General features: G+C 53.0%; 24 protein-coding genes. 7 read left to right on the top strand and 17 right to left on the bottom strand.

Annotation, left to right across the window (positions count from 1 at the left end; translation table 11 throughout):
• Positions 1–5: 5 nt before the first annotated feature.
• The 5 genes from sdhB to sucD all read left to right on the top strand — a co-directional run bounded on the left by sdhB (position 6) and on the right by sucD (position 7,276).
• Positions 6–722: a succinate dehydrogenase iron-sulfur subunit SdhB gene (sdhB, locus tag OGW16_RS12335; RefSeq protein ID WP_032948848.1), complete on the top strand. Its 717-nt coding sequence runs from the start codon at positions 6–8 to the stop codon at positions 720–722.
• Positions 723–1,110: 388 nt separating this feature from the next.
• Positions 1,111–3,912, top strand: a complete 2,802-nt coding sequence (gene sucA, locus OGW16_RS12330; protein ID WP_043015623.1) for a 2-oxoglutarate dehydrogenase E1 component — start codon at positions 1,111–1,113, stop codon at positions 3,910–3,912.
• Positions 3,913–3,926: 14 nt separating this feature from the next.
• Positions 3,927–5,150, top strand: coding sequence for a 2-oxoglutarate dehydrogenase complex dihydrolipoyllysine-residue succinyltransferase (gene odhB / locus OGW16_RS12325; protein WP_043015624.1), 1,224 nt, complete (start codon positions 3,927–3,929; stop codon positions 5,148–5,150).
• Between the two features lie 90 nt (positions 5,151–5,240).
• On the top strand, positions 5,241–6,407 hold the full coding sequence (gene sucC / locus OGW16_RS12320) for an ADP-forming succinate--CoA ligase subunit beta (RefSeq protein ID WP_003022927.1): 1,167 nt from the start codon (positions 5,241–5,243) through the stop codon (positions 6,405–6,407).
• The gene (sucD, locus tag OGW16_RS12315; RefSeq protein WP_003022929.1) at positions 6,407–7,276 is read left to right on the top strand and encodes a succinate--CoA ligase subunit alpha; all 870 of its coding nucleotides are present in this window, start codon (positions 6,407–6,409) and stop codon (positions 7,274–7,276) included. The genes sucC and sucD overlap by 1 nt, the downstream gene beginning before the upstream one ends.
• Positions 7,277–7,374: 98 nt before the next feature.
• On the opposite strand, the gene OGW16_RS12310 is transcribed toward sucD, so the two are convergent.
• From OGW16_RS12310 to otnK, 8 genes are read right to left on the bottom strand one after another with little or no spacing between them, the layout of a single operon-like run.
• Complete coding sequence (locus OGW16_RS12310; protein ID WP_087053007.1) at positions 7,375–8,028, bottom strand: aspartate/glutamate racemase family protein; 654 nt, start codon at positions 8,026–8,028, stop codon at positions 7,375–7,377.
• Positions 8,025–8,444 (bottom strand): GlcG/HbpS family heme-binding protein, encoded by a 420-nt coding sequence (locus tag OGW16_RS12305; protein ID WP_080625540.1) that lies wholly within the window; start codon positions 8,442–8,444, stop codon positions 8,025–8,027. The genes OGW16_RS12310 and OGW16_RS12305 overlap by 4 nt, the downstream gene beginning before the upstream one ends.
• Before the next feature lie 5 nt (positions 8,445–8,449).
• Positions 8,450–9,796 carry a bile acid:sodium symporter family protein gene (locus OGW16_RS12300; RefSeq protein WP_043015627.1) on the bottom strand — a complete coding sequence of 449 codons (1,347 nt, stop codon included), beginning with the start codon at positions 9,794–9,796 and terminating at the stop codon, positions 8,450–8,452.
• A gap of 21 nt (positions 9,797–9,817) precedes the next feature.
• Positions 9,818–10,630, bottom strand: a complete 813-nt coding sequence (locus tag OGW16_RS12295) for a beta-keto acid cleavage family enzyme (protein WP_075144972.1) — start codon at positions 10,628–10,630, stop codon at positions 9,818–9,820.
• Positions 10,631–10,657: 27 nt separating this feature from the next.
• On the bottom strand, positions 10,658–11,434 hold the full coding sequence (locus tag OGW16_RS12290) for a hydroxypyruvate isomerase family protein (protein ID WP_043015629.1): 777 nt from the start codon (positions 11,432–11,434) through the stop codon (positions 10,658–10,660).
• A complete protein-coding gene (locus OGW16_RS12285) occupies positions 11,415–12,224 on the bottom strand; it encodes a DeoR/GlpR family DNA-binding transcription regulator (protein WP_170928037.1) in 810 nt (269 codons plus the stop codon). The genes OGW16_RS12290 and OGW16_RS12285 overlap by 20 nt, the downstream gene beginning before the upstream one ends.
• Before the next feature lie 6 nt (positions 12,225–12,230).
• Complete coding sequence (gene otnC, locus OGW16_RS12280; protein WP_047412567.1) at positions 12,231–12,875, bottom strand: 3-oxo-tetronate 4-phosphate decarboxylase; 645 nt, start codon at positions 12,873–12,875, stop codon at positions 12,231–12,233.
• Positions 12,872–14,128 carry a 3-oxo-tetronate kinase gene (otnK, locus tag OGW16_RS12275; protein ID WP_172862836.1) on the bottom strand — a complete coding sequence of 419 codons (1,257 nt, stop codon included), beginning with the start codon at positions 14,126–14,128 and terminating at the stop codon, positions 12,872–12,874. Before otnK ends, otnC begins: the two co-directional genes overlap by 4 nt.
• A gap of 371 nt (positions 14,129–14,499) precedes the next feature.
• Between otnK and OGW16_RS12270 the strand changes: the two genes are divergently transcribed.
• Positions 14,500–15,393, top strand: a complete 894-nt coding sequence (locus tag OGW16_RS12270; RefSeq protein ID WP_286518488.1) for a PocR ligand-binding domain-containing protein — start codon at positions 14,500–14,502, stop codon at positions 15,391–15,393.
• Here the strand turns inward: OGW16_RS12270 and cobA are convergent.
• Positions 15,372–16,160, bottom strand: coding sequence for a uroporphyrinogen-III C-methyltransferase (gene cobA, locus OGW16_RS12265; protein ID WP_075144969.1), 789 nt, complete (start codon positions 16,158–16,160; stop codon positions 15,372–15,374). The two genes, OGW16_RS12270 and cobA, sit on opposite strands and share 22 nt — an antisense overlap.
• 405 nt (positions 16,161–16,565) lie before the next feature.
• Between cobA and OGW16_RS12260 the strand changes: the two genes are divergently transcribed.
• A complete protein-coding gene (locus OGW16_RS12260) occupies positions 16,566–17,468 on the top strand; it encodes a LysR family transcriptional regulator (RefSeq protein WP_043015635.1) in 903 nt (300 codons plus the stop codon).
• A 73-nt stretch (positions 17,469–17,541) separates the two neighbouring features.
• On the opposite strand, the gene cobO is transcribed toward OGW16_RS12260, so the two are convergent.
• The 8 genes from cobO to OGW16_RS12220 all read right to left on the bottom strand — a co-directional run bounded on the left by cobO (position 17,542) and on the right by OGW16_RS12220 (position 26,874).
• Positions 17,542–18,144, bottom strand: a complete 603-nt coding sequence (gene cobO / locus OGW16_RS12255; protein WP_043015636.1) for a cob(I)yrinic acid a,c-diamide adenosyltransferase — start codon at positions 18,142–18,144, stop codon at positions 17,542–17,544.
• 9 nt (positions 18,145–18,153) lie between these two features.
• On the bottom strand, positions 18,154–19,806 hold the full coding sequence (locus tag OGW16_RS12250; RefSeq protein WP_100194111.1) for a class I fumarate hydratase: 1,653 nt from the start codon (positions 19,804–19,806) through the stop codon (positions 18,154–18,156).
• A 93-nt stretch (positions 19,807–19,899) separates the two neighbouring features.
• Complete coding sequence (gene glsA / locus OGW16_RS12245) at positions 19,900–20,901, bottom strand: glutaminase A (RefSeq protein ID WP_075144968.1); 1,002 nt, start codon at positions 20,899–20,901, stop codon at positions 19,900–19,902.
• A gap of 125 nt (positions 20,902–21,026) precedes the next feature.
• Positions 21,027–22,331, bottom strand: a complete 1,305-nt coding sequence (locus tag OGW16_RS12240) for a dicarboxylate/amino acid:cation symporter (RefSeq protein WP_016152302.1) — start codon at positions 22,329–22,331, stop codon at positions 21,027–21,029.
• Positions 22,332–22,499: 168 nt separating this feature from the next.
• On the bottom strand, positions 22,500–22,817 hold the full coding sequence (locus tag OGW16_RS12235) for a DUF4387 domain-containing protein (RefSeq protein ID WP_043015639.1): 318 nt from the start codon (positions 22,815–22,817) through the stop codon (positions 22,500–22,502).
• Positions 22,814–24,184: an acyclic terpene utilization AtuA family protein gene (locus OGW16_RS12230; protein WP_043015640.1), complete on the bottom strand. Its 1,371-nt coding sequence runs from the start codon at positions 24,182–24,184 to the stop codon at positions 22,814–22,816. The genes OGW16_RS12235 and OGW16_RS12230 overlap by 4 nt, the downstream gene beginning before the upstream one ends.
• Before the next feature lie 3 nt (positions 24,185–24,187).
• The gene (locus OGW16_RS12225) at positions 24,188–25,429 is read right to left on the bottom strand and encodes a methylaspartate ammonia-lyase (RefSeq protein WP_043015641.1); all 1,242 of its coding nucleotides are present in this window, start codon (positions 25,427–25,429) and stop codon (positions 24,188–24,190) included.
• On the bottom strand, positions 25,429–26,874 hold the full coding sequence (locus tag OGW16_RS12220; protein ID WP_003022957.1) for a methylaspartate mutase subunit E: 1,446 nt from the start codon (positions 26,872–26,874) through the stop codon (positions 25,429–25,431). The genes OGW16_RS12225 and OGW16_RS12220 overlap by 1 nt, the downstream gene beginning before the upstream one ends.
• Between the last annotated feature and the right edge of the window lie 18 nt (positions 26,875–26,892).

Raw genomic sequence — 26,892 nt, 5'->3', positions numbered from 1 at the left:
GGACAATGAAACTCGAGTTTTCAGTTTATCGCTATAACCCGGATGTTGACGACGCTCCGCACATGCAGGATTACACCCTGGAGGCGGAAGAAGGGCGCGACATGATGCTGCTGGATGCATTGATGCAGCTGAAAGAAAAAGATCCGTCGCTGTCGTTTCGTCGCTCCTGCCGTGAAGGGGTTTGTGGCTCCGACGGTCTGAACATGAACGGCAAAAATGGACTGGCCTGTATCACACCTATTTCTGCGCTGAATCAGCCGGGCAAGAAAATTGTCATTCGCCCGCTGCCAGGTTTACCGGTTGTGCGCGATTTGGTGGTAGACATGGGGCAATTCTACGCACAGTATGAGAAGATTAAGCCTTACTTGTTGAATAATGGGAAAAATCCGCCGGCTCGTGAGCATTTACAAATGCCTGAGCAGCGTGAGAAGCTCGATGGGCTGTATGAATGTATTTTGTGTGCATGCTGCTCAACGTCCTGCCCATCATTCTGGTGGAACCCGGACAAGTTTATTGGCCCGGCAGGCCTGCTGGCAGCGTATCGCTTCTTAATTGATAGCCGCGATACCGAGACCGACAGCCGCCTGGAAGGTTTAAGTGACGCTTTCAGCGTATTCCGCTGCCATAGCATCATGAACTGCGTCAGTGTATGTCCGAAAGGGCTGAACCCGACGCGCGCCATCGGCCATATTAAGTCGATGCTGCTCAAACGTAGTGCGTAAGTTGTTGTAGTGGTTGCCGGATGGCGACGTAGCGTCTTATCCGGCCTACAGGTGAAATCCCGTAGGCCTGATAAGCTAAGCGCCATCAGGCAATATAAGTGCAGGAAACCTCTAAAAACTGCCTCTTATCTCTGACAGTTTTTAAAGGTTCCTTCGCGAGCCAAATAAAAAGAGCTCGCAAGTGAACCCCGGCACGCACATCGGTGTGCGTGGTAGTATCCACGGCGAAATACTCGTCATAGATCACGTTGCATGTGCGTTGGCTGCACTTGCTCACCCCGGTCACTTACTGGATGTAAGCTCCCGGGGATTCGCAAGCTTGCCGCCTTCCTGAAACGTGATCTATTTAGAGTATTAAATAAGCAGAAAAGATGCTTAAGGGATCACGATGCAGAACAGCGCTTTGAAAGCCTGGTTGGACTCTTCTTACCTCTCTGGTTCTAACCAGAGCTGGATAGAACAGCTCTATGAAGACTTCTTAACCGACCCTGACTCGGTAGATGCTAACTGGCGTTCGACGTTCCAGCAGTTACCTGGTACCGGAGTCAAACCGGATCAACTCCACTCAAAAACACGTGATTATTTCCGTCGACAGGCGTTGATTACCCCACGTTACTCTTCTTCTATTTCCGACCCTGATGCCAATGTGAAGCAGGTTAAAGTCCTGCAGCTCATTAACGCCTATCGTTTCCGCGGTCATCAGCATGCGAATCTCGATCCGCTGGGACTGTGGCAACAAGAAAATGTGGCCGATCTGGACCCGTCTTTCCACGATCTGACCGATGCGGATTTCCAGGAAAGCTTTAACGTAGGTTCTTTTGCCGGCGGCAAAGACACGATGAAGCTGAGCGACCTGGTTGTCGCGCTGAAACAAACCTACTGCGGCCCGATTGGCGCCGAGTATATGCACATCACCAGCACCGAAGAAAAACGCTGGCTTCAGCAGCGTATCGAGTCTGGCCGTGCCGCGTTCAGTAGTGAAGAGAAAAAACGCTTCCTTAGCGAACTGACCGCAGCAGAAGGTCTGGAACGCTACCTGGGCGCTAAGTTCCCGGGCGCAAAACGCTTCTCGCTGGAAGGCGGTGATGCGTTAATCCCAATGCTCAAAGAGATGATCCGCCACGCTGGTAACAGCGGTACCCGTGAAGTGGTGCTGGGCATGGCGCACCGTGGTCGTCTGAACGTTCTGGTTAACGTACTGGGCAAACGCCCGCAGGAACTGTTCGACGAATTTGCGGGCAAACATAAAGAACACCTCGGCACTGGCGACGTGAAGTACCACATGGGCTTCTCATCGGATATCGAAACCGAAGGCGGTCTGGTGCATTTGGCGCTGGCGTTTAACCCATCGCACCTGGAAATCGTTAGCCCGGTGGTTATCGGTTCCGTACGCGCACGTCTGGACAGGCTGGACGAGCCGAGCAGCAATAAAGTCCTGCCAATCACCATTCACGGTGACGCGGCAGTTACCGGGCAGGGCGTAGTTCAGGAAACCCTGAACATGTCGAAAGCGCGTGGTTACGAAGTGGGCGGTACCGTTCGCATCGTCATCAACAACCAGGTGGGCTTTACTACCTCTAACCCGCTGGATGCGCGTTCCACACCATACTGCACCGACATCGGTAAGATGGTTCAGGCGCCGATTTTCCACGTCAACGCGGATGACCCGGAAGCGGTCGCTTTCGTGACGCGTCTGGCGCTGGATTTCCGTAATACCTTTAAACGCGATGTCTTCATCGATCTGGTGTGCTACCGCCGTCACGGCCACAACGAAGCTGACGAGCCGAGCGCAACCCAGCCGCTGATGTATCAGAAAATCAAAAAGCATCCGACTCCGCGTAAAATCTACGCTGACAAGCTGGAAGCGGACAACGTCGCCACGCTGGAAGATGCGACCGAAATGGTCAATCTGTACCGTGACGCGCTGGATGCTGGTGAATGCGTGGTGAAAGAGTGGCGTCCAATGAATATGCACTCCTTCACCTGGTCGCCGTACCTCAACCATGAGTGGGATGAAAACTACCCGAACAAAGTTGAGATGAAGCGTCTGCAGGAGCTGGCAAAACGCATCAGCACCGTGCCTGAAGCGGTTGAAATGCAGTCGCGTGTTGCCAAAATTTACGGCGACCGTCAGGCCATGGCCGCAGGCGAGAAGCTGTTCGACTGGGGCGGCGCAGAGAATCTGGCCTACGCCACGCTGGTCGACGAAGGCATTCCGGTTCGTCTGTCGGGTGAAGATTCCGGTCGCGGAACCTTCTTCCACCGTCACGCGGTGATTCACAACCAGGCGAACGGTTCAACCTACACGCCGCTGCAGCATGTGCATAACGGACAGGGCACGTTCCGCGTATGGGACTCAGTACTGTCTGAAGAAGCCGTGTTAGCGTTCGAGTACGGTTATGCCACCGCAGAACCGCGTACGCTGACCATCTGGGAAGCGCAGTTTGGCGACTTCGCCAACGGTGCGCAGGTGGTTATCGACCAGTTCATCTCTTCCGGCGAGCAGAAATGGGGCCGTATGTGTGGTCTGGTTATGCTGCTGCCGCACGGCTATGAAGGTCAGGGTCCGGAGCACTCCTCCGCGCGTCTGGAACGTTATCTGCAACTTTGCGCTGAGCAAAACATGCAGGTTTGCGTCCCGTCTACCCCTGCACAGGTTTACCACATGTTGCGTCGTCAGGCGCTGCGCGGTATGCGCCGTCCGCTGGTGGTGATGTCACCGAAGTCGCTGCTGCGTCATCCGCTGGCGGTGTCTACGCTGGACGAACTGGCAAATGGCGCCTTCCTGCCAGCCATTGGCGAAGTCGATGAACTTGACCCTAAAGGCGTGAAGCGTGTCGTGATGTGTTCTGGTAAGGTTTATTACGACCTGCTGGAGCAACGCCGCAAAAACGACCAAAAAGATGTCGCCATTGTGCGCATCGAACAGCTCTATCCGTTCCCGCATAAAGCGGTGCAGGAAGCGCTGAAACCGTTTGCTCATGTACATGATTTTGTCTGGTGCCAGGAAGAGCCGCTCAACCAGGGCGCATGGTACTGCAGCCAGCATCATTTCCGTGAAGTAATTCCATTTGGGTCAGCTCTGCGTTATGCAGGTCGCCCGGCCTCTGCCTCTCCGGCAGTAGGATATATGTCTGTTCACCAGAAGCAGCAGCAAGATCTGGTTAATGACGCGCTGAACGTCGATTAAATAAAGGATAAATAATGAGTAGCGTAGATATTCTTGTTCCCGACCTGCCTGAATCCGTAGCGGATGCAACGGTTGCAACCTGGCACAAAAAACCGGGCGATGCAGTACGTCGTGATGAAGTACTGGTAGAAATCGAAACTGACAAAGTGGTACTGGAAGTACCGGCATCAGCGGACGGTATTCTTGATGCGGTTCTGGAAGATGAAGGGACGACCGTCACTTCTCGCCAGATCCTCGGTCGCCTGCGTGAAGGCAACAGCACCGGTAAAGAGACCAGTGCCAAGTCTGAAGAAAAAGATTCTACCCCGGCGCAGCGCCAGCAGGCATCTCTTGCTGAGCAGAATAACGATGCCCTGAGCCCGGCGATCCGTCGCCTGCTGGGTGAGCATAACCTCGAAGCCAGCGCTATCAACGGCACCGGCGTTGGCGGTCGTATCACCCGTGAAGATGTTGAAAAACATCTGGCCAAAGCTCCGGCTGCGAAAGCAGAAGCAAAAGCACCGGCAGCAGCACCAGCCGCACAGCCTGCGCTGGGCGCTCGTGGTGAAAAACGTGTTCCGATGACCCGTCTGCGCAAACGCGTAGCCGAGCGTCTGCTGGAAGCGAAAAACTCCACCGCCATGCTGACCACGTTCAACGAAGTCAACATGAAGCCAATCATGGATCTGCGTAAGCAGTACGGCGACGCGTTCGAAAAACGCCACGGTATCCGTCTGGGCTTTATGTCTTTCTACGTGAAAGCGGTCGTTGAAGCGCTGAAACGCTATCCGGAAGTGAACGCGTCCATCGACGGCGATGACGTGGTTTACCACAACTACTTTGATGTCAGCATGGCGGTTTCCACGCCGCGTGGCCTGGTCACGCCGGTCCTGCGTGATGTGGATCTGCTGGGTATGGCTGATATCGAGAAAAATATCAAAGAACTGGCAGTTAAAGGTCGCGACGGCAAGCTGACGGTCGAAGATCTGACGGGCGGTAACTTCACCATCACTAACGGTGGCGTGTTCGGTTCCCTGATGTCTACGCCGATCATCAACCCACCGCAGAGCGCCATCCTGGGTATGCATGCCATCAAAGATCGTCCGATGGCCGTAGACGGCAAGGTTGAAATCCTGCCGATGATGTATCTGGCGCTGTCTTATGACCACCGTCTGATCGATGGTCGTGAGTCAGTGGGCTTCCTGGTAACCATTAAAGAGTTGCTGGAAGATCCAACGCGTCTGCTGCTGGACGTGTAGTTAATAAGAGTATCACCTGCCCCGTAGGTCTGGACGCTTATCAGGCCTACGGGTAAAAGATAACGATTACCTGAAGGATGGACAGAACACATGAACTTACATGAATATCAGGCAAAACAACTTTTTGCCCGCTATGGCTTACCGGCACCGGTGGGTTATGCCTGTACTACTCCGCGTGAAGCCGAAGAAGCTGCATCAAAAATTGGCGCAGGCCCGTGGGTAGTGAAATGTCAGGTTCACGCTGGTGGCCGTGGTAAAGCGGGCGGTGTGAAGGTGGTAAACAGCAAAGAAGACATTCGCGCTTTTGCTGAGCACTGGCTGGGTAAACGTCTGGTTACTTACCAGACAGACGCCCATGGTCAACCGGTAAATCAGATTCTGGTTGAAGCCGCGACCGACATTGGTAAAGAACTCTACCTCGGCGCAGTTGTTGACCGTAGCTCCCGTCGCGTGGTCTTCATGGCCTCCACCGAAGGCGGCGTGGAAATCGAAAAAGTGGCGGAAGAAACCCCGCACCTGATCCACAAAGTGGCGCTCGATCCGCTGGCAGGTCCGATGCCTTACCAGGGCCGTGAGCTGGCGTTCAAACTGGGCCTGGAAGGTAAGCAGGTTCAACAGTTCACCAAGATCTTCATGGGTCTGGCGACTATCTTCCTGGAGCGCGACCTGGCGCTGATCGAAATTAACCCGCTGGTGGTGACCAAACAGGGTGACCTGATCTGCCTCGACGGCAAACTGGGCGCTGACGGCAACGCGCTGTTCCGCCAGGCTGACCTGCGTGAAATGCGCGACCAGTCTCAGGAAGATCCCCGTGAAGCGCAGGCTGCACAGTGGGAACTGAACTACGTCGCACTGGACGGCAACATCGGTTGTATGGTTAACGGCGCGGGCCTGGCAATGGGCACCATGGACATCGTTAAGCTGCACGGCGGCGAACCGGCTAACTTCCTCGACGTGGGCGGCGGTGCGACCAAAGAGCGTGTAACTGAAGCGTTCAAAATTATTCTCTCTGACGACAATGTTAAAGCCGTACTGGTTAACATCTTCGGCGGTATCGTACGTTGCGACCTGATCGCTGACGGTATCATCGGCGCGGTAGCAGAAGTGGGCGTTAACGTTCCGGTCGTGGTCCGTCTGGAAGGTAACAACGCTGAACTCGGCGCGAAAAAACTGGCTGATAGCGGCCTGAATATTATTGCAGCGAAAAGTCTGACGGATGCAGCTCAGCAGGTTGTTGCCGCAGTGGAGGGGAAATAATGTCAGTTTTAATTAATAAAGATACCAAGGTTATCTGCCAGGGCTTCACCGGTAGCCAGGGGACATTCCACTCTGAACAAGCGATTGCTTACGGTACACAAATGGTCGGCGGTGTAACGCCTGGCAAAGGCGGCACCACGCACCTGGGGCTGCCGGTGTTTAACACCGTACGTGAAGCGGTAGAAGCGACCGGCGCCACCGCCACCGTTATCTACGTTCCGGCACCGTTCTGCAAAGACTCCATTCTGGAAGCGATTGATGCAGGCATCAAACTGATCATCACCATCACCGAAGGCATCCCGACGCTGGATATGCTGACCGTGAAAGTGAAGCTCGATGAAGCCGGCGTGCGCATGATCGGCCCGAACTGCCCAGGCGTTATCACCCCGGGCGAATGCAAAATCGGCATCATGCCGGGCCATATTCATAAGCCGGGTAAAGTGGGCATCGTTTCCCGTTCCGGTACGCTGACCTATGAAGCGGTTAAGCAGACCACCGACTACGGTTTCGGCCAGTCTACCTGTGTGGGCATCGGCGGCGACCCGATCCCTGGCTCTAACTTCATCGACATCCTGAAGCTGTTCCAGGAAGATCCGCAGACTGAAGCGATCGTCATGATCGGTGAGATCGGCGGCAGCGCGGAAGAAGAAGCGGCGGCTTATATCAAAGATCACGTGACCAAGCCGGTTGTGGGCTACATCGCTGGCGTTACCGCGCCGAAAGGCAAACGTATGGGACACGCGGGGGCAATCATCGCAGGTGGTAAAGGTACGGCGGATGAGAAATTTGCTGCGCTGGAAGCCGCAGGCGTGAAAACTGTTCGTAGCCTGGCCGATATTGGCGAAGCGCTGAAAACCGTTATTAAGTAAGAACTAAAAAAAACAGCCCTGACTCTCTGCATAGTCAAGGGCTGGTCCCGTTTCGACATGGTTGGCCATCTGATGATGGCCTTTTTTTTGCCCGTAACTCAGCTTTCCGCCAGCGCCTTCAGCCAGCGAATGCCGCTTTCCGGTGAGGTCATTACCGGTACCGGCGGGGCAGGGAGCTGCCGTAACACCCGCGCCATCGAGGCCTGCGCCAGCATCACGACATCCGCCTGGCTAAAGGCGCTCTGTAATCCTTCACTGACGATACGGTCATGGGTGTCCATATCTCCTGCTAACAGCGCATGGAAGGCGTCTTCCATTAATATCGGCGTGATAGTGCGCTGCTGACCGCTCTGTTGGACTTTGCGCTGCACGTAATCCAGCGTCGGCTTCAGCGTGGTGGCGACGGTAGCCAGCACGGCGATCCGCTCGCCTTTTTCAATCGCCTCTTCCACCATCGCGCAGTCAATGCGCGCGAGCTGGAGTGTGGTCATAAACTGGCATTGTTCCACCGCAGTACCAATTGAGGAACAGGCGGTAATAAAGATATCGCAGTCCGCCTTTTCAGCAATATGCACATAGTCGGCGATACGAGCGGCAATATCTGGCGTCACGCCCTGGGCCTTCATTACCTGCTTGATCATGGATTCTTCAACCAGGTGCATAACTTCCACGTCCGGCATAATGTCGGCGATCAGTTGTTGCATCATCGCAAGCGTGGCTGCACTGGTATGCAGCATGGCGACTTTTTTCATTGGGCAATCTCCTTGAGTAACGTTTCCGCGACGGCCAGCGCTGCATCATGATCTTCCTGTGCGGATAAACCGCCTACCGCGACGGCTCCGAGGCATTTCCCCTGGTGCAGAATCGGGATCCCGCCCGGCAGCGCTGTAAAACGCGGGTCGGCAAAATAGCTAATATCCAGTTGCTCTTTCTGCAGACGCTGTAAAAATGCCTGCGTTGTACAACCCAGGCGGCTACTGGTGCGCGCTTTACGCTGGGTTAACTCGATGGTTAACAGTTTGGCGTTATCCATCCGCGCAAAGCTAAGCAGTTCTCCATTGGTATCGCATACGGCCACGCTTAATGGGCGATCTGCGTAACATGTTTCGGCGAGCTCTAGCGCACAGGTTACGGCGCGCAGGGCGTGTCCCAGAGTGAGAGTTGTCATCGTGATTATCCTTTCGACAGATTTTCGCAAGCGGGTTGAACGGGATCTTTGGCTGCAGCTGCCTGCGCCTGTCTGGCGTCTTTTTTGCGCCAGTAGTTGGCGAGCAGCGAGCCGCTAACGTTGCCCAGCGGTGTCATCACCGCTGATGCGAGGCCAACGGTTGCCAGTTTGCCCATCGCCGCGGCAAGCCCGGACGCCATACCGCCGTTTTGCAGTCCGACTTCAAAGGCCACGGTACGGGCAGACTGCACGTCCATGCGGAAGATCCAGCGGCTCATCAGATAGCCAATCAGGAAACCACCGAGGTTGTGCATCAACATGGCGAAGCAGAGCAGGAAGCCGACCTGTACCAGGTTGTCGCGTCCGGCTGCGGCGGCGGTGGTGGTAAAGAAAATGATCCCCATCATTGAGATGGTTGGCATGACCTTCTTCACGCCCGCCACGCGGCCATACAGCCAGTTGTAGAACAATGCCCAGACGAGACCGCCTGCCACGAAGTTGAGGACTACCGCGTACATCTGCGCTTCGGCGCTGGCGTGACCAAACAGCGCGTCCCAGCCGCCGGCAATCATATACAGCAGCCAAAGTGCGCCGATCCCGGCAAGCACCTGCACAACACGGCGACCGCGTACGCCTGCATAGGTTTTCAGATAGTCATGCAGAATTGCCGCGCCGATGGGAATTAATACGATTTTCACCACGTCCATCACCATCGCGGTGAGCTGGATATCGATCATCGAACCCGCCAGCAGATTAACCCACAGCGGCGTCATCACCGTTGCCGCCAGCGTTGAGACGGCGGCGATTGACACCGCCAGCGCGAGGTTGGCGTTGGCGATGTAAACCATCACCGTCGACGAGAGACCGCTGGGGCAAGCGCCAATCAATAAAATGCCTACCGCGACTTCAGGCGGAAAATTGAATACCAGAGTGATGGTCAGGCCGAGCAGGGGCATGATCACGAAATGGCAGAAGGTACCGATAAACACGGCCCACGGCATTTTGGCGACATCAATAAAATCCTGGATCGTTAGCTTAGTGCCCATGCTGAACATGGTGGCCTGAATCACGAGGAACACGATCCATTTATGGGTGATATTGAAACCGCCCCAGACGATCAGATCCGTAGACCAGGTCATGGCGGCAACAAAACCGGCGATGATCCACAGCGTAAACTGATAGCTGCGTAAACCAGGCCAGTAGCCTGCACCGGCGGCGAATCCGGCGGTGAACATCACCAGCCCCGGCTGCCACAGGGCCGCGGACTGGATGAGTGCGCCGATAATCGCCAACGCCGCGCCCGCAACGCTGACGCCGAGTCCGGTTTTGTGAATAACAGTGGTCATAGTCATGTTGAAATGTCCTTGCTGTTGTTATTGCTGCCGGGGAGGAATAGATAACATGCGCCGCGCAATTTCCGGTGTGGCGACTTTTTTATCCATACTCTGAATGAGCGTAGCGAGTTTGGCGACCTGCTGATAATTATGCTGCGCTTTTTCTTCGGTGCTTAAATAATAACTATCTTCAAAGCCGATTCGCACTTCACTGGCCCCCATAGCGACGGCAGCAGCGATAATATCGAAATTCTTTCTGCCAAAATGGGTAATTCCCCATAAGGCGTCGCGTGGGATCATGCTACGCAAAGCAATTAATGCGTCAACGGTAGCAGGCGTACTGCCGCGGTGACCGAGAACGATATTAAAGAGCATGGGTTTTTGAAATTTTATTTTATCTTCAAGCATCAGGATGTTATTAATCATGCCGATTTCAAAAACTTCAAACTCTGGAATAATATGGCGTTCGGTTATTTGCCGGGAACAATATTCCACATCCGGAGCGGGATTAAAGTACACCGCATCACCAAGGTTGACGGAACCGACGTTCAGCGAAGCCATTTCCACGCCGGGGCAGTCCAGTGGCGCGCAGCGTTCGGCGATGGACATTGAAGAGACGCCGCCGGTAGAAGCCTGAATAATCAGGTCCGAATGGCGCATGACGCGGTCGATGGTTGCCTGAAAGTCGGTAGTATCTGGTGTCAGGCGTCCCTGTTTATCGCGAACGTGTAAATGCACGATGGACGCGCCATGTTCTACGCTGGCGAGTATTTCCTGCGCCAGTTCTTCGGGTATAACTCTGGGGCAATCCGCGGCAACAGGTGCCAGCGAAATAATAACAGTATCCGACATTTTTCCTCCGGTACAGAGATATTAAAATTATAGGTAAGGCGTCATCCAGTTTAATGAGTCGGGCCCTGATGTTGACGGTTGATATTCACAGCCAATCCAGTCCTGGTAATTCATTTTTCTTATAAAATCAAATAACCATGTTTCATTTAATTCCCCGGTTCCCGGTTCATGACGATAAGGAACAGAAGCGATTTGAAAATGTTTAATAAGGGTAAAATAGCGTTCGATATTTTTCGCCACGTTGCCATGAATTTTCTGACAGTGGTAAATATCAAACTGTAAGCCGATATTTTTCCTGGCAACTTCGTGAATAATTGACTCGGCCAGCGGAAAGCTGTCAATAAAATAACCGGGCATATCCTGCGAATTTAATGGTTCAATCAGTACATCGATTTCCGCGTCTGCCATCACATCGCAGGCGATGCGCAGCCGGTTCGTCAGGAGATCGCGCTGGGCGTGTAGCGTCAGGTCGTCGCAGCGCAAGCCGGCCATAACGTGAACCCGGCGACAGCCCAGCGCCGTGGCATAATCGCGCGCTACGTTCAGGCTATGGCGAAATTCTTTGTCTCGATCGGGCTGTGCGGCCAGCCCTCGTTCACCTTGCGCCCAGTTGCCAGCCGGGGCGTTCATCAGCACCACCGGCAGGGATGTTTCCCGCTGAGCGGCTCGCAAATGCTCCAGCGGGTGCTGCCAGAGAAACAGCCCTTCTACGCCGCGAAAACCGGCCGCCTGCGCCGCCGCAAATCGCGCCGCTATCGGTAAATCTGTAAACAACCAGTCTAGATTAGCCGCTAACTTCAGCATGGCGCGCACCCTCCCGGCCATCAACCAGATGCAGCTTAACGCCCTGACTGGCAATAGTTTGCTGAGCGTTTTCCGGTAACCGGTTATCAGAAATAATGTCGGTCAACTGCTGCAGACCGCAGATGTGAAACATGCCGTATTTACCAAACTTACTGCTGTCGCAGACCAACACCCGACGCCGGGAGACGGTGAGCACCGCTTCTTTGACCGAGGCTTTCCCTTCACTCGGTGTCGACATACCGCGTTCGGTATCCCATGACGAGGAGCTCAGAAACGCCACGTCAATATTAATGGTACGCAGAAAACTGGCGGCGCTTTTTCCAAGACATGAGCGGTTACGTTGATCCACCAGACCGCCGGTGTGATAGAGCGTAATGTGCGGCATATCCATCAAATAGTGGCTGATGGAAAAATCGTTGGTGACTACCGTCAGATTGAAACAGTGGCTGGCGGCGACCGCTTTCGCCACTTCAAACAACGACGTTCCGGCATCCAGATACAGCGTTTGTCCGGGCTCAATGAGCATTGCGGCAAGCTGGCCCATTTTGCGCTTCACGTCATGATTCAACTCGGCTTTTTCCCGCCATGGCAGTTCCGATTTCAACAGGTTGTTGAGCTTCACACCGCCGTTAATGGCGATAACTTTGCCTTCTTCTTCCAGCAATTGAATGTCGCGGCGCACGGTCATATGCGACACGCTCATCAAATCTGCCAGTTCATTAAATGAGGCGGCATTTTTTTCGTGCACGTAGCGGTAGATAAAATCACGTCGTTGCTCGGGGATCATCATCTCGCCTCACGCTTGTCGGGAATGTTCAAGTTCGGCCACCGCCTCTTCTGAGAGCGGAACATAGCCGAGCGGTTTTAACGTCAGCCAGATGCGGGCGCTGTCTTCCAGCTCCTCGGCGTTAAACACGGCCTCACGCAGCGAGCGACCGCTTACTACCGGCCCGTGATTGGCCAGCAGCGCTGCCGTATGGTCTGCTGCAATTTCACTCAGCGCGCTGGCAATACCTTCATGGCCTGGCTTGAAATAAGGCAGCAGCGGCAACTGCCCGACGCGCATCACGTAGTACGGCGTTAATGGCGGCAGACAGTTTTTCGGCGTGGTGCACGGCAGACAGGAGAGCGCGGTCAGCCATGGAGAATGCAGGTGCACGACCGCGCCGCAGGATGGGCGATGCCGATACCACGCCAGATGCATGGGCACCTCTTTTGAGGGTTTGTCACCGCTTAGATGAACGCCGTTGGCATCAAGCCGACTTAGCGTGGCCGGATTAAGCTCGCCCAGACAGGAGTTGGTCGGGGTCACCAGATAGCCGCCATCCGGCAGTTTGGCGCTGAGATTGCCGGAACCGCCGCTACTGTAGCCGCGCATAAACAGGGAACGGCCATAATGGACGAGTAGTTCGCGCAGTTGGTGTTCACTCACCGGATTCATAATGCGTACTCCTGGGCAGTAAAAAAGAAATCTTCGTCACCAAAGTTGCCTGACTTCAGCGCCAGCGCCAGACCGGAAGAAAAGACCCACGGCACGCCTGGCGCGATGGCTTTGCCAACGGAAAGACGCTTCACCTGCAAGGCTTCCACCACGGTGCCGGATGTTTCTCCGCCTGCGACAATAAAGGTGTTTACACCTGCAGCCTGTAGCCTGGCGCTCAGTAGGGCAAAAGCGTGTTCGATTGCCTGGCTGGCAGCCTGTTCGCCGTACTCCTGTTGAATGCGTGTGAGTACGTCTGGCGGTTGGGTGGCGTATATCATCGGCGCGAATGGGTCGTTGATATGCGTCATCGTCCAGGCACACAGTTCATCGGTGTAGCGTTCTGCACCAGACAGGCAGCGAGCGACATCGAGCACTCGAGATGCTGCCGCTGTCTTATAACGAGTAACCTGACGATTGCTCATCGCCGAGCAACTACCGGAGAACACCACCGTTTTGGCAGGCAGTGGAAAAGCGTCCGACGGCTGAGGTTGCTGACCTCTGGCGCAGGCGGCCAGCGCGCCGCCAAGCCCGGAGCCCCCGGCTAACAGAGGACTGGCATGGAGTGCTTGCGCCAGCGTGTTGAGATCTGCTTCATCCAGCGTATCGACGATAATGTGACGCATACCTTCAGCCTGAAGTTGGGCCAGAGCGTTAGTGACCGCTTCCACACCTTGATGCAGCGTCCTGAGGTTGATGCAGCCAACCGCGCCTGGCGTTTGCGCGCTCAGCAGGCGCGGCAGGCTGGCATCGGTCATGGGATTGAGCGGATGCTTTTCCATTCCGGACTCGTTAAGCAGTACGCCGTTTACAAAAAGATGGCCGTGCACCACCGTGCGCCCGTTTTGCGGCAGGGCGGGGCAGTGGACGATCACAGGAGTCTGCAGGTTGTTCATCAACGCATCGCTGACTGGTCCAATGTTGCCTGTTGGCGTGGAGTCAAACGTTGAACAATATTTAAAATAGATCTGGCGGACACCTGCCTTTTGTTTCAGCCAGCGGGCACAGGACAGAGACTGTGCGACGGCCTGCTCTGCGGGTAAAGAGCGGCTTTTTAGCGAGATGACGATAGCGTCAACCTCTTCATTCCAGCATTGAGCGGGATCAGGCATTCCGGGCAATAGCGCAACGCGCCACCCCTGCTGCGCCATAAAGCTTGCAATGTCCGTTGCGCCGGTGAAATCGTCGGCGATAACGCCTGTGGTGACGGCCATGGATCAACTCCGTTCAGATTGTTTGCTAATTGAACATATTATTCAGGAGGGCCTTTCACATTCACATGATGATTATCACAAATAAGCACATCATTGATTCACAGTAAAAATGAGTAATCTATTGAAAATAATAGAGATAGATGTTGAGTGTTGCGAAAAGAGTCTCACAAGAGAGTGTGAAGATTCGTTAATCTTTGAGAAAGTGAAGTCAGCGGTGTGCAACGGAGTATTATCGTGGTCGCATAATTCTCTTGCCAATTGATCATAATCATCTGCATAAATGAGATTATTTTTTGCGGTGAGCATCATTCTTTCTTGAGACTAAATTTTGCATATTAGCGGCTTAAATATTGTTAATGCCGGAGGATAACGTGCCGCTGAAAATCCAGGATGACTATTTACAACGTTTTTTCTCTATCGCAGAACTCTTCTCCCGTGCAACCGGGTTAGCTACGGTCGTCGTTGATATTAATGGTAAGGCGGTGTCTAAGTGTCATGATTTTAATTCGTTTTGCTCATTAATGCGTGCGGATGAACGCTATCGAGCGGGTTGCCAAAAATGCGACAAGTATTGTGCTTTTGAGGCATTAAAACAGCTTAAACCCAGAATACTCACCTGTCATGCGGGACTAAGCCTGTTCTCGATGCCATTAATTCGAGAGGGGCATCTTTACGGTTTTATTATCTGCGGGCAGGTGCGGGTAAAGTTTCAGGAATATAAAGCTATCGTTATTGATAATAAATTCTCATGGGTTGATAACCCCATGCTTAAAGCTAAGTGGGGCCAGTCTGCGGTAGTGGATAATAATGCGCTGGCGGCAGCAGCAAATTTGTTAAGTTTTATTGTTGATAATTTTGAGAAAGAACAGTTGATTACTGAGGAGATTTCAGTTCCGCCAACCCGTTACGCTCGTCATTATTTTACTGAACCTTCGCGTCACGAGAAAAAACTTATGGCGGCGCTGCGTTACATTGATGAAAATCTGTATGGTGAATTGTCTTTGGAGGCCGTCGCTGCTCATGTTTGCTTAAGCGCAAACTATTTCAGCCGGTTTTTCAAGAAACGCCAGGGCGTTAATTTTAAAACCTGGGTAAGTCAGAAAAGAATGCAAAAAGCGGGGGAGTTATTACACGATCCGGTTCATTCTATAGACAGTATTGCGCGGAAACTGCAATACGCACAAACCAGCTACTTTTGCCGCGTTTTTCGGGCGGCGCATCAAACGTCGCCCCAGTCTTTTCGTCACGCCAGACTTTCGCAGTAAAGGTTTTCTGGCAGTGTGATGGCTTCAGGTATAAAAGAGAGCCGATCGCTCAGGGTCACTACATCACCGATGACAATCAGCGCCGGTGGAAGGATGTTCGCTTCCTGAGCTTTACTCAGTAATGAACCGAGCGTACAGGTCAGGCGGCGTTGATTTTCTCGGGTCGCGGACATAATTAGCGCGGCGGGCGTGTCTGCTGATTTCCCACCCATCAACAGCTCTTCACAGATAAACGCCAGATTGGCGATACCCATGACGATGACCAACGTACCGTTAAGCTTCGCCAGTTGACGCCAGTCCTGCTGCTGATTGCCTTCCCGTGTATGACCCGTTACCACGTGAAAGCCGGAGGCAAAATCGCGATGTGTCACTGGGATCCCGGCATAGGTCAGGCCACCAATAGTAGAACTAATACCCGGTACGACTTCGAAAGGTATGCCAGTCTCAACCAGGTCCTCTACCTCTTCAGCCCCACGGCCAAAAACATAGGGATCACCACCTTTGAGGCGCACGATGTTGTGATGCGTGTGGGCATACTGGACCAGCAGGGCATTGATTTCATCCTGGGGAACACAATGGAAGCCTGGGTTTTTGCCGACATTCACGAGCAGGCAATCAGGTAATGCCCATTCCAAAATTTTAGGATTGACCAGCCGATCGTAAATAATGACGTCAGCCTGTTTAATGCACATCATCGCTTTGAGAGTCAGTAATGAAATATCACCGGGACCTGCTCCAACGAGCCAGACCTTTCCGAAAGTTTTCACAGTGTGTCCTTTATCACGTCTATCAAAAAGTGGCAGAAACTACATCAAGGAATGATTAAAAGCAGTCGTTTGCCCGTAAGTTATAACGTGAAATTATCCAGAATTATCGCATGGATAATATTGATTAATCTCGCAAAGTTTTTTCTGCAATAAACAAGATGACTTGAAAAATTATTAAGAACTTATTGGCACTATTTACTTAGGTTTAACCTTATTTAAATTGTGTTTATTGTTGTGCTTGAGTATTATTGGTTAATATTTATCCGCCATCAGTGTGAGTAAATCATGGATTGGATCAATGACATCAATGGATAAAATAAAATATAACTCTCGATGCTTATCTGGGTGTCTTGAATTATTTTTTATTTATTAAACTATTTTTGTACGCTGCATATGGAAGAGGTTATGAGAGGAAAAATACCCAAGACGGAGTTGCTGGTAACTTTTGAAGTGGTTGCGCGTCACGAAAGTTATACCCGGGCAGCCGAAGAGTTGGCTTTAACACAAAGTGCTGTTTTCCGCCAGGTGAATGCGCTGGAGGATTTTCTTAATACCGCGCTATTTAATCATGCGAAAAAACGTATTTTTTTAAATGCGGCCGGCAAACATTATTTAAATATCGTTAAGGAAACGTTAAATAAACTCGAGCGCGATACGACCACAATAATGACCTGGCAGCCGACCGTACAGGTTATTGAGCTGGCGGTGAATCCGACGTTCAGTACGCACTGGCTGATCCCAAACCTGCGCGAGTTTAACAAACTCAATCCAGATATTATCGTAAACATCCATTCGCTGGCGAATAAGGGTGATTTTCTCAATCGTGAGTATGACGCGGCAATTATGCGCGAAGACTTCTACTCGCCGTGGTCAGGGGTTGAGTATCTGTTTGAAGAGGAAATTCTGCCGGTATGCAGCCGCTGTCTGCTGGCCGAACCGGAACGGAAACTGGCTGTTGAAGAGTTGCTGAACGAATACCCGCTCTTGCACCAGAGCACACGAATCAAAGGCTGGCAGGAATGGTTTGCGCTGTCCGACGTCAGCAGCCCGCTGGTCAATAAAGGCCCGAGATTTGATCTGTTGTCGATGCTGATTGCGGCGGTCCGTTCTAATCTTGGGGTTGCGCTGCTTCCCCGTTTTGCCATTCAACACGATCTGGATAGTGGTGATATGGTCATTCCTTGCGATGTTCCGATGCGCACCGGGAACCGTTTCATCATGACGTGGCGTGAAGAGAAATCGGAGTCCGCGCATTTACAGATCTTCCGCGACTGGCTGTTGAATAAATCCGTGGTATCGGCTGCCTGATGGTGGCTTATCAGGCCTACAAGATTGGTAGGCCGGATAAGACGCCTTAGCATCGTCTCCGGCAAAAGAACAACTACCAGTCGATCCCAACCTGTGCCTGAATTCCACTGTCAAACGCGTGCTTGACCGGGCGAATTTCACTGACCGTATCGGCCAGCTCCAGCAACAGCGCATGGCATCCGCGCCCGGTAACGATGACGCTTTGCTCCGCAGGGCGATTTTCGATAGCGCTGATGACCTCCTGGGTATCCAGATAGTGGTAAGCCAGCATGTAGGTGAGCTCATCCAGCACCACTAGATCGTACTGCGCATCAGCCAGCATGCGCTTACTTTCCTGCCAGACTACCGTCGCCGCCTCAATATCCGCTTGCCGATTTTGGGTTTCCCAGGTAAATCCGGTGCCCATAATATGAAATTCGACGCCGAGAGGTTGCAGCGTGTTGTACTCGCCATTATCCCACTGTCCCTTAATAAACTGCGCGATGCCAACGGTTTTTCCGTGACCAACCGCGCGCGTTGCTGTGCCAAAGGCTGCGGTGGATTTGCCTTTACCGTTGCCAGTGAAGACAATCAGGATCCCTTTTTTCTCCGTTGCCGCCGCCACGCGGGTATCAACTTGTTCTTTCAGTTTCTGCTGACGCTGGCGGTGCCTGTCATTATTGGCTCGCGCTTCCATGATGACTCCTTAATGTCCTGCCGGACAGGTTGCGCAGCGATGCTGCTGTTCAAACTGGCTAAAGAAATTATTGCCTTTGTCATCCACCAATACGAAGGCAGGCATATTTTTAACTTCCATCATCCACACCGCTTCCATTCCCAGCTCGGGATACTCAAGGCACTGCAGGCTTTTCACGTACTGCTGCGCCAGCAGGGCTGCGGCACCGCCAATGCTGCCGAGGCTAAATCCACCGTGTTTGTGGCAGGCATCAGTGACCTGCTGGCTGCGGTTACCCTTGGTGAGCATAATGAGGCTGCCGCCTTGCGCCTGGAAAGCATCGACATACCCATCCATACGCCCGCCGGTGGTGGGACCCATTGAGCCACAGGCCTGATTTTCCGGGGTTTTGGCGGGACCTGCGTAATAAACGATATGCTTTTTCATGTATTCCGGCATCGGTTCGCCGTTATCCAGTCGCGCTTTGATGTTAGCGTGGGCGATATCGCGAGCGACAACAATCGGGCCGCTTAACGACAAACGCGTGCCTATTGGCAGGGTGGAGAGATCATGCAGGATCTCGCGCAGCGGACGATTCAGATCCAGTTGTACGGTCTGGGCACCGTTTTCTACTCGCTGTGAATCAGGAATGAATTTGCCCGGATTATGCTCGAGTTTCTCCAGCCAGATTCCGTGTTTGTTAATTTTGGCCTTGATGTTGCGGTCGGCTGAGCAGGAGAGGGCCATCGCGATAGGGCAGGATCCGCCGTGACGTGGCAGGCGAATAACCCGGATATCGTGGGCAAAGTATTTGCCGCCAAACTGCGCGCCGATGCCAAATTCACGGCTGGCATTGAGCAGCTCGGCTTCCAGTGCTGTATCGCGGAATGCCTGACCCAGTTCGTTGCCGCTGGTGGGCAGGTTATCGTAATATTTGGTTGAAGCCAGTTTGGCAACCTTGAGCGCCTGGTCGGCGGACAAGCCGCCAACGACGAAAGCGATGTGATACGGCGGGCAGGCGGCTGTGCCCAGTGATTTCATTTTTTCGATCAGAAACGCGGTGAGTTTTTCCGGCTGCAGAATGGATTTTGTTTCCTGGTACAGCGCCGCTTTGTTGGCAGAGCCACCGCCTTTGTTGACGAACAGGAAACGGTATTCGTTGCCCGGCGTGGCGCTAATGTCGATTTGTGCCGGCAGGTTAGTCTGGGTATTGACCTCGGTATACATGTCCAGCGGGGCATTTTGCGAATAACGCAGGTTGTTTTCGATGAAGGTGGTGTACACGCCTTTGCTTAATGCTTCTGCGTCATCGCCGCCAGTCCAGACATGTTGTCCTTTGCAGGCCACAATGGTTGCTGTCCCGGTATCCTGACAGTTGGGCAGGATACCTTTGGCCGAAACTTCAGCATTGCGGAGCAGTTGTAATGCGACGTACTTATCGTTACTGCTGGCCTGAGGGTCGTGCAGAATGCTGGCAATCTGTTTTAAATGTCCGGCGCGCAGGAAAAATGAAGCCTCATAAAACGCCTGCTGTGCTAATAAGGTTAACGCTTCTGGCGCAACCTTAATCACTTCCTCTCCGTCTAACTCCGAGACCGTTACGTGCTGGTTACTCAGTAATTCATATTCTGTATTATCTTTACTCTGAACAAAGAGTTCCTGCCAGACAAATGGTTTAGACATGTTTACTTCTCACCTCTTCATTTTTGCCGCATCACGGCGTAAATAAATGCGCTACTCGTAGGCCGGATAAGCGAAGCGTCATCCGGCATCAAGTTATTTTGCTAAAAAGACATTGGCCTGCGTCGCTTCAGCGACGTATTCGATTGTTTTCTGGGCGCGAACGCTGTTACCGGCTTCATCCAGCGGCGGAGAATAGACGGCAATCGCATATTCCCCCGGGACAATGGCCACCATTCCGCCGCCGACGCCGCTTTTCGCCGGGATGCCAACGGTGTACAGCCATTTACCGCTGCCGTCGTACAGTCCGGCAATCGCCATTTCTGCCAGCACCTGTGGAACATATTTTTCATTCAACAACTGCTTGCCGTTGAATGGAGATTTGCCTTTGTTCGCCAGTACAGCACCCATTTTGGCCAGTTGCTCAACGGTGATATCTACCGAGCACTGGCGGGTATAAATTTCGACGGCTTCGTCAGTGTTGCCATAGAAGCTGTTATAGGATTCCATCAGCTTCGCCAGCGCCTGATTGTGCTGGTTGGTTTCCATCTCGGATTGGAAAACCGGCTCGTTAACCGTGAGTTTGGCATCGGCCCAGACGTTCAGGTTGTCGAGGATTTTGTTCCAGCGATCGGTTTTGTCTTTGGCTTCAATCAGGCTTACGGCGCTCATCGCCCCGGCGTTAACCAGCGGGTTCTCTGGCGCGCCTTTGGTTAGCTCAACCGCTAAACCGGAGTTGAAAGGCATGCCGGTGGCATTGGCCCCGAGTTTATCCAGCACGACCTGAGGACCGTGCTGTTCCATGGCGAGCGCCATGGTGAAGACTTTACTCAGGGATTCCATTGGGAAGGGTTTGTTAACATCGCCAACCTGATAGATCTTGCCGTCCACCGTGGCAATGGTGATGGCAAAATTATTCGGGCTGTAGGTCGCCAGGGCAGGGATGTAGTCGGCGACTTTACCATCGTTGTTACTTTTATATTTTTGATGCGCCTGGTCGATAAGCTTTGCGTAATCCGGCGTGGTTTGCGCGAGAGTCGTTGCGCTAAACAAAACGCTGAAGGAAAAAATACTCACGCCGAGAAGAGTTTTAGTCATGGTGCTTTCCTGTTGGTGTGCTCATCTTGGTGCCGGATGGCGGCGTACCGTCTTATCCGGCCTACGGATAGTTAAACGTTATGTAGGCCGGATAAGCGCAAGCGCCATCCGGCATTAACGTAGTATCAGGACAAAGCGACTTCTGTTTCGGTAACCGGGCGTTCCTGCTCCGGGGTCTTCACTGGCGCTGTTCCACGGCAACCCTGGCCGAAGTGTTCACCTTCCCAACGGCCCACGATGGCAGCACCCATTGCGTTACTCATGACGTTGGTGGCGGAACGACCCATATCGAGGAACGGATCGACGCCCATCAGCAGGATCAGACCGGCTTCCGGGATATTGAACTGATTCAGGGTTGCGGCGATAACCACCATGGATGCACGCGGTACGCCCGCCATCCCTTTAGAGGTCAGCATCAGGATTAACAGCATGGTAATTTGCTCGCCCATGCTCAGTTCGATGTTGCACGCCTGGGCAATAAAGACGGTAGCAAAGGAGCAGTACGCCATGGATCCAACCAGGTTAAAGGAGTAACCGATAGGCAGAACGAAGCTGGCGATTTTTGAAGAAACACCGAATTTTTCCAGCTTGTCCAGCGTGCCCGGGAAGGCGGCTTCAGAACTGGAGGTCGTAAAGGCCAGCAGCGCCGGCTCGAGGATTGATTTCGTTAAACGTGCGATGCAAGGCCCGACTATCATAGTTGACAGGCCAATCAGGATCGCCCACAGCATACCCAGCGTCAGGTAGAACTCACCCATAAAGATCCCGGCGCTGACCATCACGCCCAGACCACGTTCGGCAATCAGACCTGAAATAGCGGCAAAAACGGTCAGTGGCGCAAACAGCATGACGTAGCCAGTCAGTTTCAGCATTACGTGCACCAGTGAATCCAGAACCTTCACAATCGGTTCGGCTTTTTCACCAATTGCGGCCAGGCTGCAACCGAGGAAAATTGAGAACACCACGATCTGCAGAATTTCGTTACGCGCCATTGCGTCGACAATACTGGTCGGCACTGCGTGCGAGATGAACACTTTCAGCGTAAACGGCTCTGATTTAACGGCGGCAACAGCTCCGACGTCATGCGGAACAAAGTTGATGCCAGCGCCTGGCTGGAAAATATTAACGATAACCAGACCCAGTGCAATTGACACCAGAGAGGCGCAAATAAACAGGAAGAAGGTTTTCGAAAATATACGTCCCAGCGTTTTGGCATCGCCCATTTTGGCAATACCAACAACCAGAGTTGAAATAACCAATGGCGCGATAATCATTTTCACCATGCGTAAAAATATAGTGGTGAAAATGGAAATATCTGCTGCATAGGATTTTGCTGTTTCAGCCGCGGCCATATTATTTATGGCCACCCCGGCAATCATGCCGAGTATCAGGCCTAATATGATCATCTTCGTTAAACTTATTTTCTTCATGTGTACTCCATCGGATAAAGGCTGGTAATTGGAATTGTGTAGGGTGGTGCGCGCCTGAGCCTGGACAGCAGCTCAGACGCACGCCTGTTGTGACCAACCGCATGAATAATTCGAAGCACTGTGATACCGCTGAATTCTGTGCTCCAATGGTTGTTATTGTGTTTTTTGTTACAAGTCGAACTCAATACTTAATAATGGGGCGTGTTGCTGCGCACCATAAACATCATTGTCACCAACGTTGCCGGAAATAATATCGCGCGGCATGACTATTTTTACGGCATTCGCCGGATCGAACCACACGATATTATGAATAAAGTCTGGTTCAACGTTATATAAACCGGCAATCAGCTGCGGCGTTAATTGCTCGCAGGCTTTTACCCGCTGATAGTCTTCCCTGGTTTTAAATAAAATATCTAAAACCAGTTCGTACGGTCCGGCGTTTTTGGAGCGAATAACCTGCGCCAGTGAACAAATTGAGTGTTTCATGCCTGAACTCCTTCTGGCGTCACCTGTTCAATGTGGAAATCAAAACGCAGCGCATCGCTCGCTTCAATCAGGTGATAGATCGAGAACTCATACACCGGTCCACTTTGAATATCAGATGGCGAGAACGGGAAGGCGAGGTTGCCCGCGGTCGCAATACGATTTTCATAGCCGTAATGCAGCAGGGTAGAGCGCACCAGCGAGCAAACGCTGTTGGCGATATCCTGTGTCGGCGCAACGACATCCAGTAAAATCCCCAGTTCATGACCGGCGGTTTTCATTGGTTCATGGTTGCCCATCACGCCGTTCTTACCATACAGGTGGAACGTCATGCGGATACTGTCGTCATTCAGTGAGAGGTTACGCGCAACGCTTGCCTGTACCTCTTCGAGAATGGTGTCAATCCCGGCAATCATAATCGGGTCGCGCGTTCCGGCGATGGTCAGGCAGCGGAAGCCAACCTGACGCGCGCCTTCCAGTTTCAACGCATACGGTGTTTCTTCATGACGTGAACCGCTGACATACACCTCACCCTCGTTAACCTGGGTAAAGGTGCACGCTTTCAGGTTCAGTACGCCGCCTGGTCCTGGCAGGAAGTACGGATCGGACTTCTCATACAGCGTGTGCGCCGCCGCGGACGTTTCTGTGAACTTACGCTTGGGATTGAACGCCTTCAGCGTAAAGCCGTTGTCGTCAATGATCCCCATCGCACAATCTGAGCCAGAGCCTGGGGTGGCAGCAATGGCAGCACACTCAAGGATCTTACCGCAATGAAGCGCCAGACCTTCATCAAAGCCCTGCATTATCGGCAGCGCGGCGAAGCAGGCGGGATCGTAGGCGCGTCCGCCCAGGACCACCTGCGCGCCAGCTTCTAGCGCACGCTGAAAAGGCTCGACGCCCATCTGCGCGACAATGTAGGTGCTCTCTTCAATTGCCTCGTGAGTTAATTCAGGCACAAAATCGAGCGCAGTAATCTTGCCGTTATCCAGTGCCTGATGGACGATTTCTTTGTCGACATCAGACGGGATCAGCGCCATTGAGAAGGACAGTTTTTCTTCCTGTGCGATCTCATGGATTATCTGGCGACACCACTCCAGATGCGGAGCTGCGCCAGAACCACCGGCGGTGCCGATCACGACAGGGATGTTGTTCTTAACGCCCGCCACAATCATATAGCGCAGATCGCGTTTCACGCCGGCCCGGTCGGTAAAGGGTTTACCTGCCCCCAGGTAGTGGGGGCCTGGATCGGAGGAACCTGCGTCAACAGCAATAAGATCCGGTGACTCTTCCATGGCTTTACGAAAACTTTCTTCCGGGAAGCCATAACCCAGGATAGCCGTAGGCGATAAGATCTTAAATGTGCGTGCCATCTCTTAATCCTTAGTTTGCAACAACGCGATGGTGCGATTCATCTCGTTAAACACGATGTTGAGACCTTCATCGAAACCCATACCCGGTTTAACCAGCATGCGCATTGGACGCGCGGCAAGTGCCACGTGTACGCAGGTGCGGGCACTGATCTCGGTTTCGTTACAGGTGCCGCCCTGATAGGCTTCCATGGCGTGTTTGTTGCAGTACAGCACTGCATCAACAATGTTATGAATGCCGCCAAGATCTGGAGTCTTGATCTGTACCATGTGGCAGCTGCCCGCATCGGTAAAGTCCACGATATCCTGATAGGTGTTACACCATTCGTCGGCGACAATTTTCACGCCGGAACCCAGACGAGTCAGCTCTTTGGTGATGGCGGTCAACATGCGGATCTGATCCGGCTTGTTACCGGCATCAACCGGACCTTCGATATACAGCGGCAGACCCTGGGCTTCGACTTCCAGGCTGGCGATGTATTCAGCGCAGCGCACCGGATCCATATCGAAGATCAGACCGATCGTGCCGTACACATCAATGTGCAGCGTCGGGTGATAACGTTCGCTGGTGCGCAGGCTTAAGATGCGGTCGGATAACCAACGTACATACTCACGCAGTTTTTCGCCTTTAAAGCCCAGCTTCTCTTCCACGTTGTTGATCAGCGCATGCGGCAGGACGTCCACACCTTTAAGGATCATCTTATCAACGGCGATATAACGGTCGTCGCCGCTCTGACCAAATAATGGAATGGCTTCCGGCACGCACGGCAGTTGCCATTCATCGCAAACCACTTCAGTTTTCAGACGACCGGTAGCCAGCGCCGCAGCGTCGAGCAGCGCCTGAGACAAACCATAGCGGACGGCGGTATGCAGCAGATGACCGTCAATACGCAGTTGGTCAAAGAAACGGGCGTTCGGCAGGAACGCATCAACGTCACGGCCTTCCAGCAGCGGTTTGATGTGATCGTTGAGGAACGGAATAAAGTTTTCAGCCAGGAACAGCGGGTCACGACCGCCTGCGCCTGAATATTGCACCGCTGCGCAATCGCCCACCGCTACCGCGCCATTTTCCAGAATCAGCTGCACGGAAACGCATTCACCCGCCTGACGAACAGAGGTAAATCCAGGCGTTACCGGATCGCCGGTATAGATAAACCCGTCATGACCGGCGCCATTTTTGATGGCCTGCTGATCGTCAAAATAAAATGAGGAGTAGCCAGCGGTGAAAAGGGCCTTTTTGATTTTCATTATGGTCTTCCTATTAATTTACTGTGGGATACGGCGTTGATGTCATCAATGACCATCTGGAAAGAAGGCTTGCGGCCTTCAAAATGTGCGCGCTCTGCGACATAGTCGTGGTGCAGGGCGAGAATATCTTTCGGCAGCGGAACGGCACCGGCTTCAAGAATACGGATTGCGCCTGTGTTGTCGCGAACAGGCAGGATCTTACCGGCGTTACAGGCGGCAGGAGCGAAAGGTACATCCAGCACGCCAGCTTCAAAGGCCAGCACCGTGCCGCGCGCAATGTCGCCATTGCCCAGCTCGAAGACTTTTTTCAGTACCGCGCGGACTTCGCTCTTAATCAGATCTACTTCCTGCTCCACGGCAGCGCACTGCGGGAATTTCTGGTCGCTGACCATGTTGAGCATCTGGCGTGACGCTTTCAGGCCCTGAGCGTTAGCTGCTGCCGTTGGGATACCGAACGCTTCGTGCGGGCTTTTGGTGATCACTTTTGTAGCGCCCGACATACCTGCAACCGCTGCGCCCCAGGCGATAACGGAGAAGGCTTTCGCTTCATCTTCCGGGAATCCGCCCATCCACTGGTGGAAAACGGTGCTCAGTTCGTAATCGTCGAAGCCGTGGTTATGGAAGTATTCGTGAGACAGTTCGCGCAGCGCCTGAATAGCGGCGATATCCTGCGTCAGGCTGCCGACCTGGCCGTAGCCGACGGTAATTGACTTCACGCCTTGTTCCAGCGCCAGAAGACCTTCGATAATGGCCACCGAATGGGACATAAACGGCGGGATCAGAGTGCCGGTCAGCGGGCCAAACGGTTCACGGTTGATGCGAATGCCGTTCTCTTCATACAGGCCCATCAGGCGGTCGCAGTACTGCCAGTCGCGGATGGATTTTTCCAGGGTGACGCGTTTAGCGTAAGGGATGTTGTAGGAGATACCGCCGCCTTCGTAGCTGGTAAAGCCACTGGCCATTGCGATTTCTGCCAGCAGGCGCGCATCCGGCGTACCGTGGCGAACCTGGATCGGTTTTTCCAGCGATTCAGTCATCCGGCGGCAGGCAGCAACCCCGTGATTGACGACCGGTAAACCATTCAGTTTGGAAGTACCTGCTTCGATAGATTTCTGGATCCCGACAGCGGCTTCTTCATAGCGGTTCAGACGGGTATAGGCATCGATTGTGCTCGGCAGGAGGTCGCACTCTTCCTGCAGTGTTTTGAGCAGCGCAATATGCTCATCCATTAATGCTACGCCTGCGCGCGGCTGGCTCAGGGTTTTTCCTTCCTGATCGGCCTTCAGCAAGGCAAGGGAAAAGCGCTTTTTATCTGGAATTGATTGCTGGTACTTCACGCCATCTTCGAAGTTCTCAACGTCTTTGCCGGTTTCCCAGGTTTGCAACACCTGATGCCTTTCGGTCATGAATTCGTCATGGGTCAATTTTTTATTTCGAAGTTCCATTCGTAGCTGCCTTAAGTT

It is taken from the genome of Citrobacter sp. Ce104, from assembly GCF_030334595.1.
Taxonomy (GTDB): Bacteria; Pseudomonadota; Gammaproteobacteria; order Enterobacterales; family Enterobacteriaceae; genus Citrobacter; species Citrobacter europaeus.
This window is presented reverse-complemented; position numbering and strand designations above follow the sequence as displayed.

Bases quoted from the DNA above. Each gene is read 5' to 3' on its own strand.
- otnK (WP_172862836.1), bottom strand. From the start codon at position 14,128: ATGGCCGTCACCACAGGCGTTATCGCCGACGATTTCACCGGCGCAACG.
- sdhB (WP_032948848.1), top strand. From the start codon at position 6: ATGAAACTCGAGTTTTCAGTTTATCGCTATAACCCGGATGTTGACGAC.
- OGW16_RS12240 (WP_016152302.1), bottom strand. From the start codon at position 22,331: ATGAAGAAAATAAGTTTAACGAAGATGATCATATTAGGCCTGATACTC.
- sucD (WP_003022929.1), top strand. From the start codon at position 6,407: ATGTCAGTTTTAATTAATAAAGATACCAAGGTTATCTGCCAGGGCTTC.
- OGW16_RS12220 (WP_003022957.1), bottom strand. From the start codon at position 26,874: ATGGAACTTCGAAATAAAAAATTGACCCATGACGAATTCATGACCGAA.
- OGW16_RS12235 (WP_043015639.1), bottom strand. From the start codon at position 22,817: ATGAAACACTCAATTTGTTCACTGGCGCAGGTTATTCGCTCCAAAAAC.
- OGW16_RS12260 (WP_043015635.1), top strand. From the start codon at position 16,566: ATGAGAGGAAAAATACCCAAGACGGAGTTGCTGGTAACTTTTGAAGTG.
- sucA (WP_043015623.1), top strand. From the start codon at position 1,111: ATGCAGAACAGCGCTTTGAAAGCCTGGTTGGACTCTTCTTACCTCTCT.
- sucC (WP_003022927.1), top strand. From the start codon at position 5,241: ATGAACTTACATGAATATCAGGCAAAACAACTTTTTGCCCGCTATGGC.
- glsA (WP_075144968.1), bottom strand. From the start codon at position 20,901: ATGACTAAAACTCTTCTCGGCGTGAGTATTTTTTCCTTCAGCGTTTTG.
- OGW16_RS12285 (WP_170928037.1), bottom strand. From the start codon at position 12,224: ATGATGATCCCCGAGCAACGACGTGATTTTATCTACCGCTACGTGCAC.
- OGW16_RS12300 (WP_043015627.1), bottom strand. From the start codon at position 9,796: ATGACTATGACCACTGTTATTCACAAAACCGGACTCGGCGTCAGCGTT.
- odhB (WP_043015624.1), top strand. From the start codon at position 3,927: ATGAGTAGCGTAGATATTCTTGTTCCCGACCTGCCTGAATCCGTAGCG.
- OGW16_RS12305 (WP_080625540.1), bottom strand. From the start codon at position 8,444: ATGACAACTCTCACTCTGGGACACGCCCTGCGCGCCGTAACCTGTGCG.
- OGW16_RS12230 (WP_043015640.1), bottom strand. From the start codon at position 24,184: ATGGCACGCACATTTAAGATCTTATCGCCTACGGCTATCCTGGGTTAT.
- cobO (WP_043015636.1), bottom strand. From the start codon at position 18,144: ATGGAAGCGCGAGCCAATAATGACAGGCACCGCCAGCGTCAGCAGAAA.
- OGW16_RS12250 (WP_100194111.1), bottom strand. From the start codon at position 19,806: ATGTCTAAACCATTTGTCTGGCAGGAACTCTTTGTTCAGAGTAAAGAT.
- OGW16_RS12295 (WP_075144972.1), bottom strand. From the start codon at position 10,630: ATGTCGGATACTGTTATTATTTCGCTGGCACCTGTTGCCGCGGATTGC.
- OGW16_RS12290 (WP_043015629.1), bottom strand. From the start codon at position 11,434: ATGCTGAAGTTAGCGGCTAATCTAGACTGGTTGTTTACAGATTTACCG.
- OGW16_RS12310 (WP_087053007.1), bottom strand. From the start codon at position 8,028: ATGAAAAAAGTCGCCATGCTGCATACCAGTGCAGCCACGCTTGCGATG.
- otnC (WP_047412567.1), bottom strand. From the start codon at position 12,875: ATGAATCCGGTGAGTGAACACCAACTGCGCGAACTACTCGTCCATTAT.
- OGW16_RS12225 (WP_043015641.1), bottom strand. From the start codon at position 25,429: ATGAAAATCAAAAAGGCCCTTTTCACCGCTGGCTACTCCTCATTTTAT.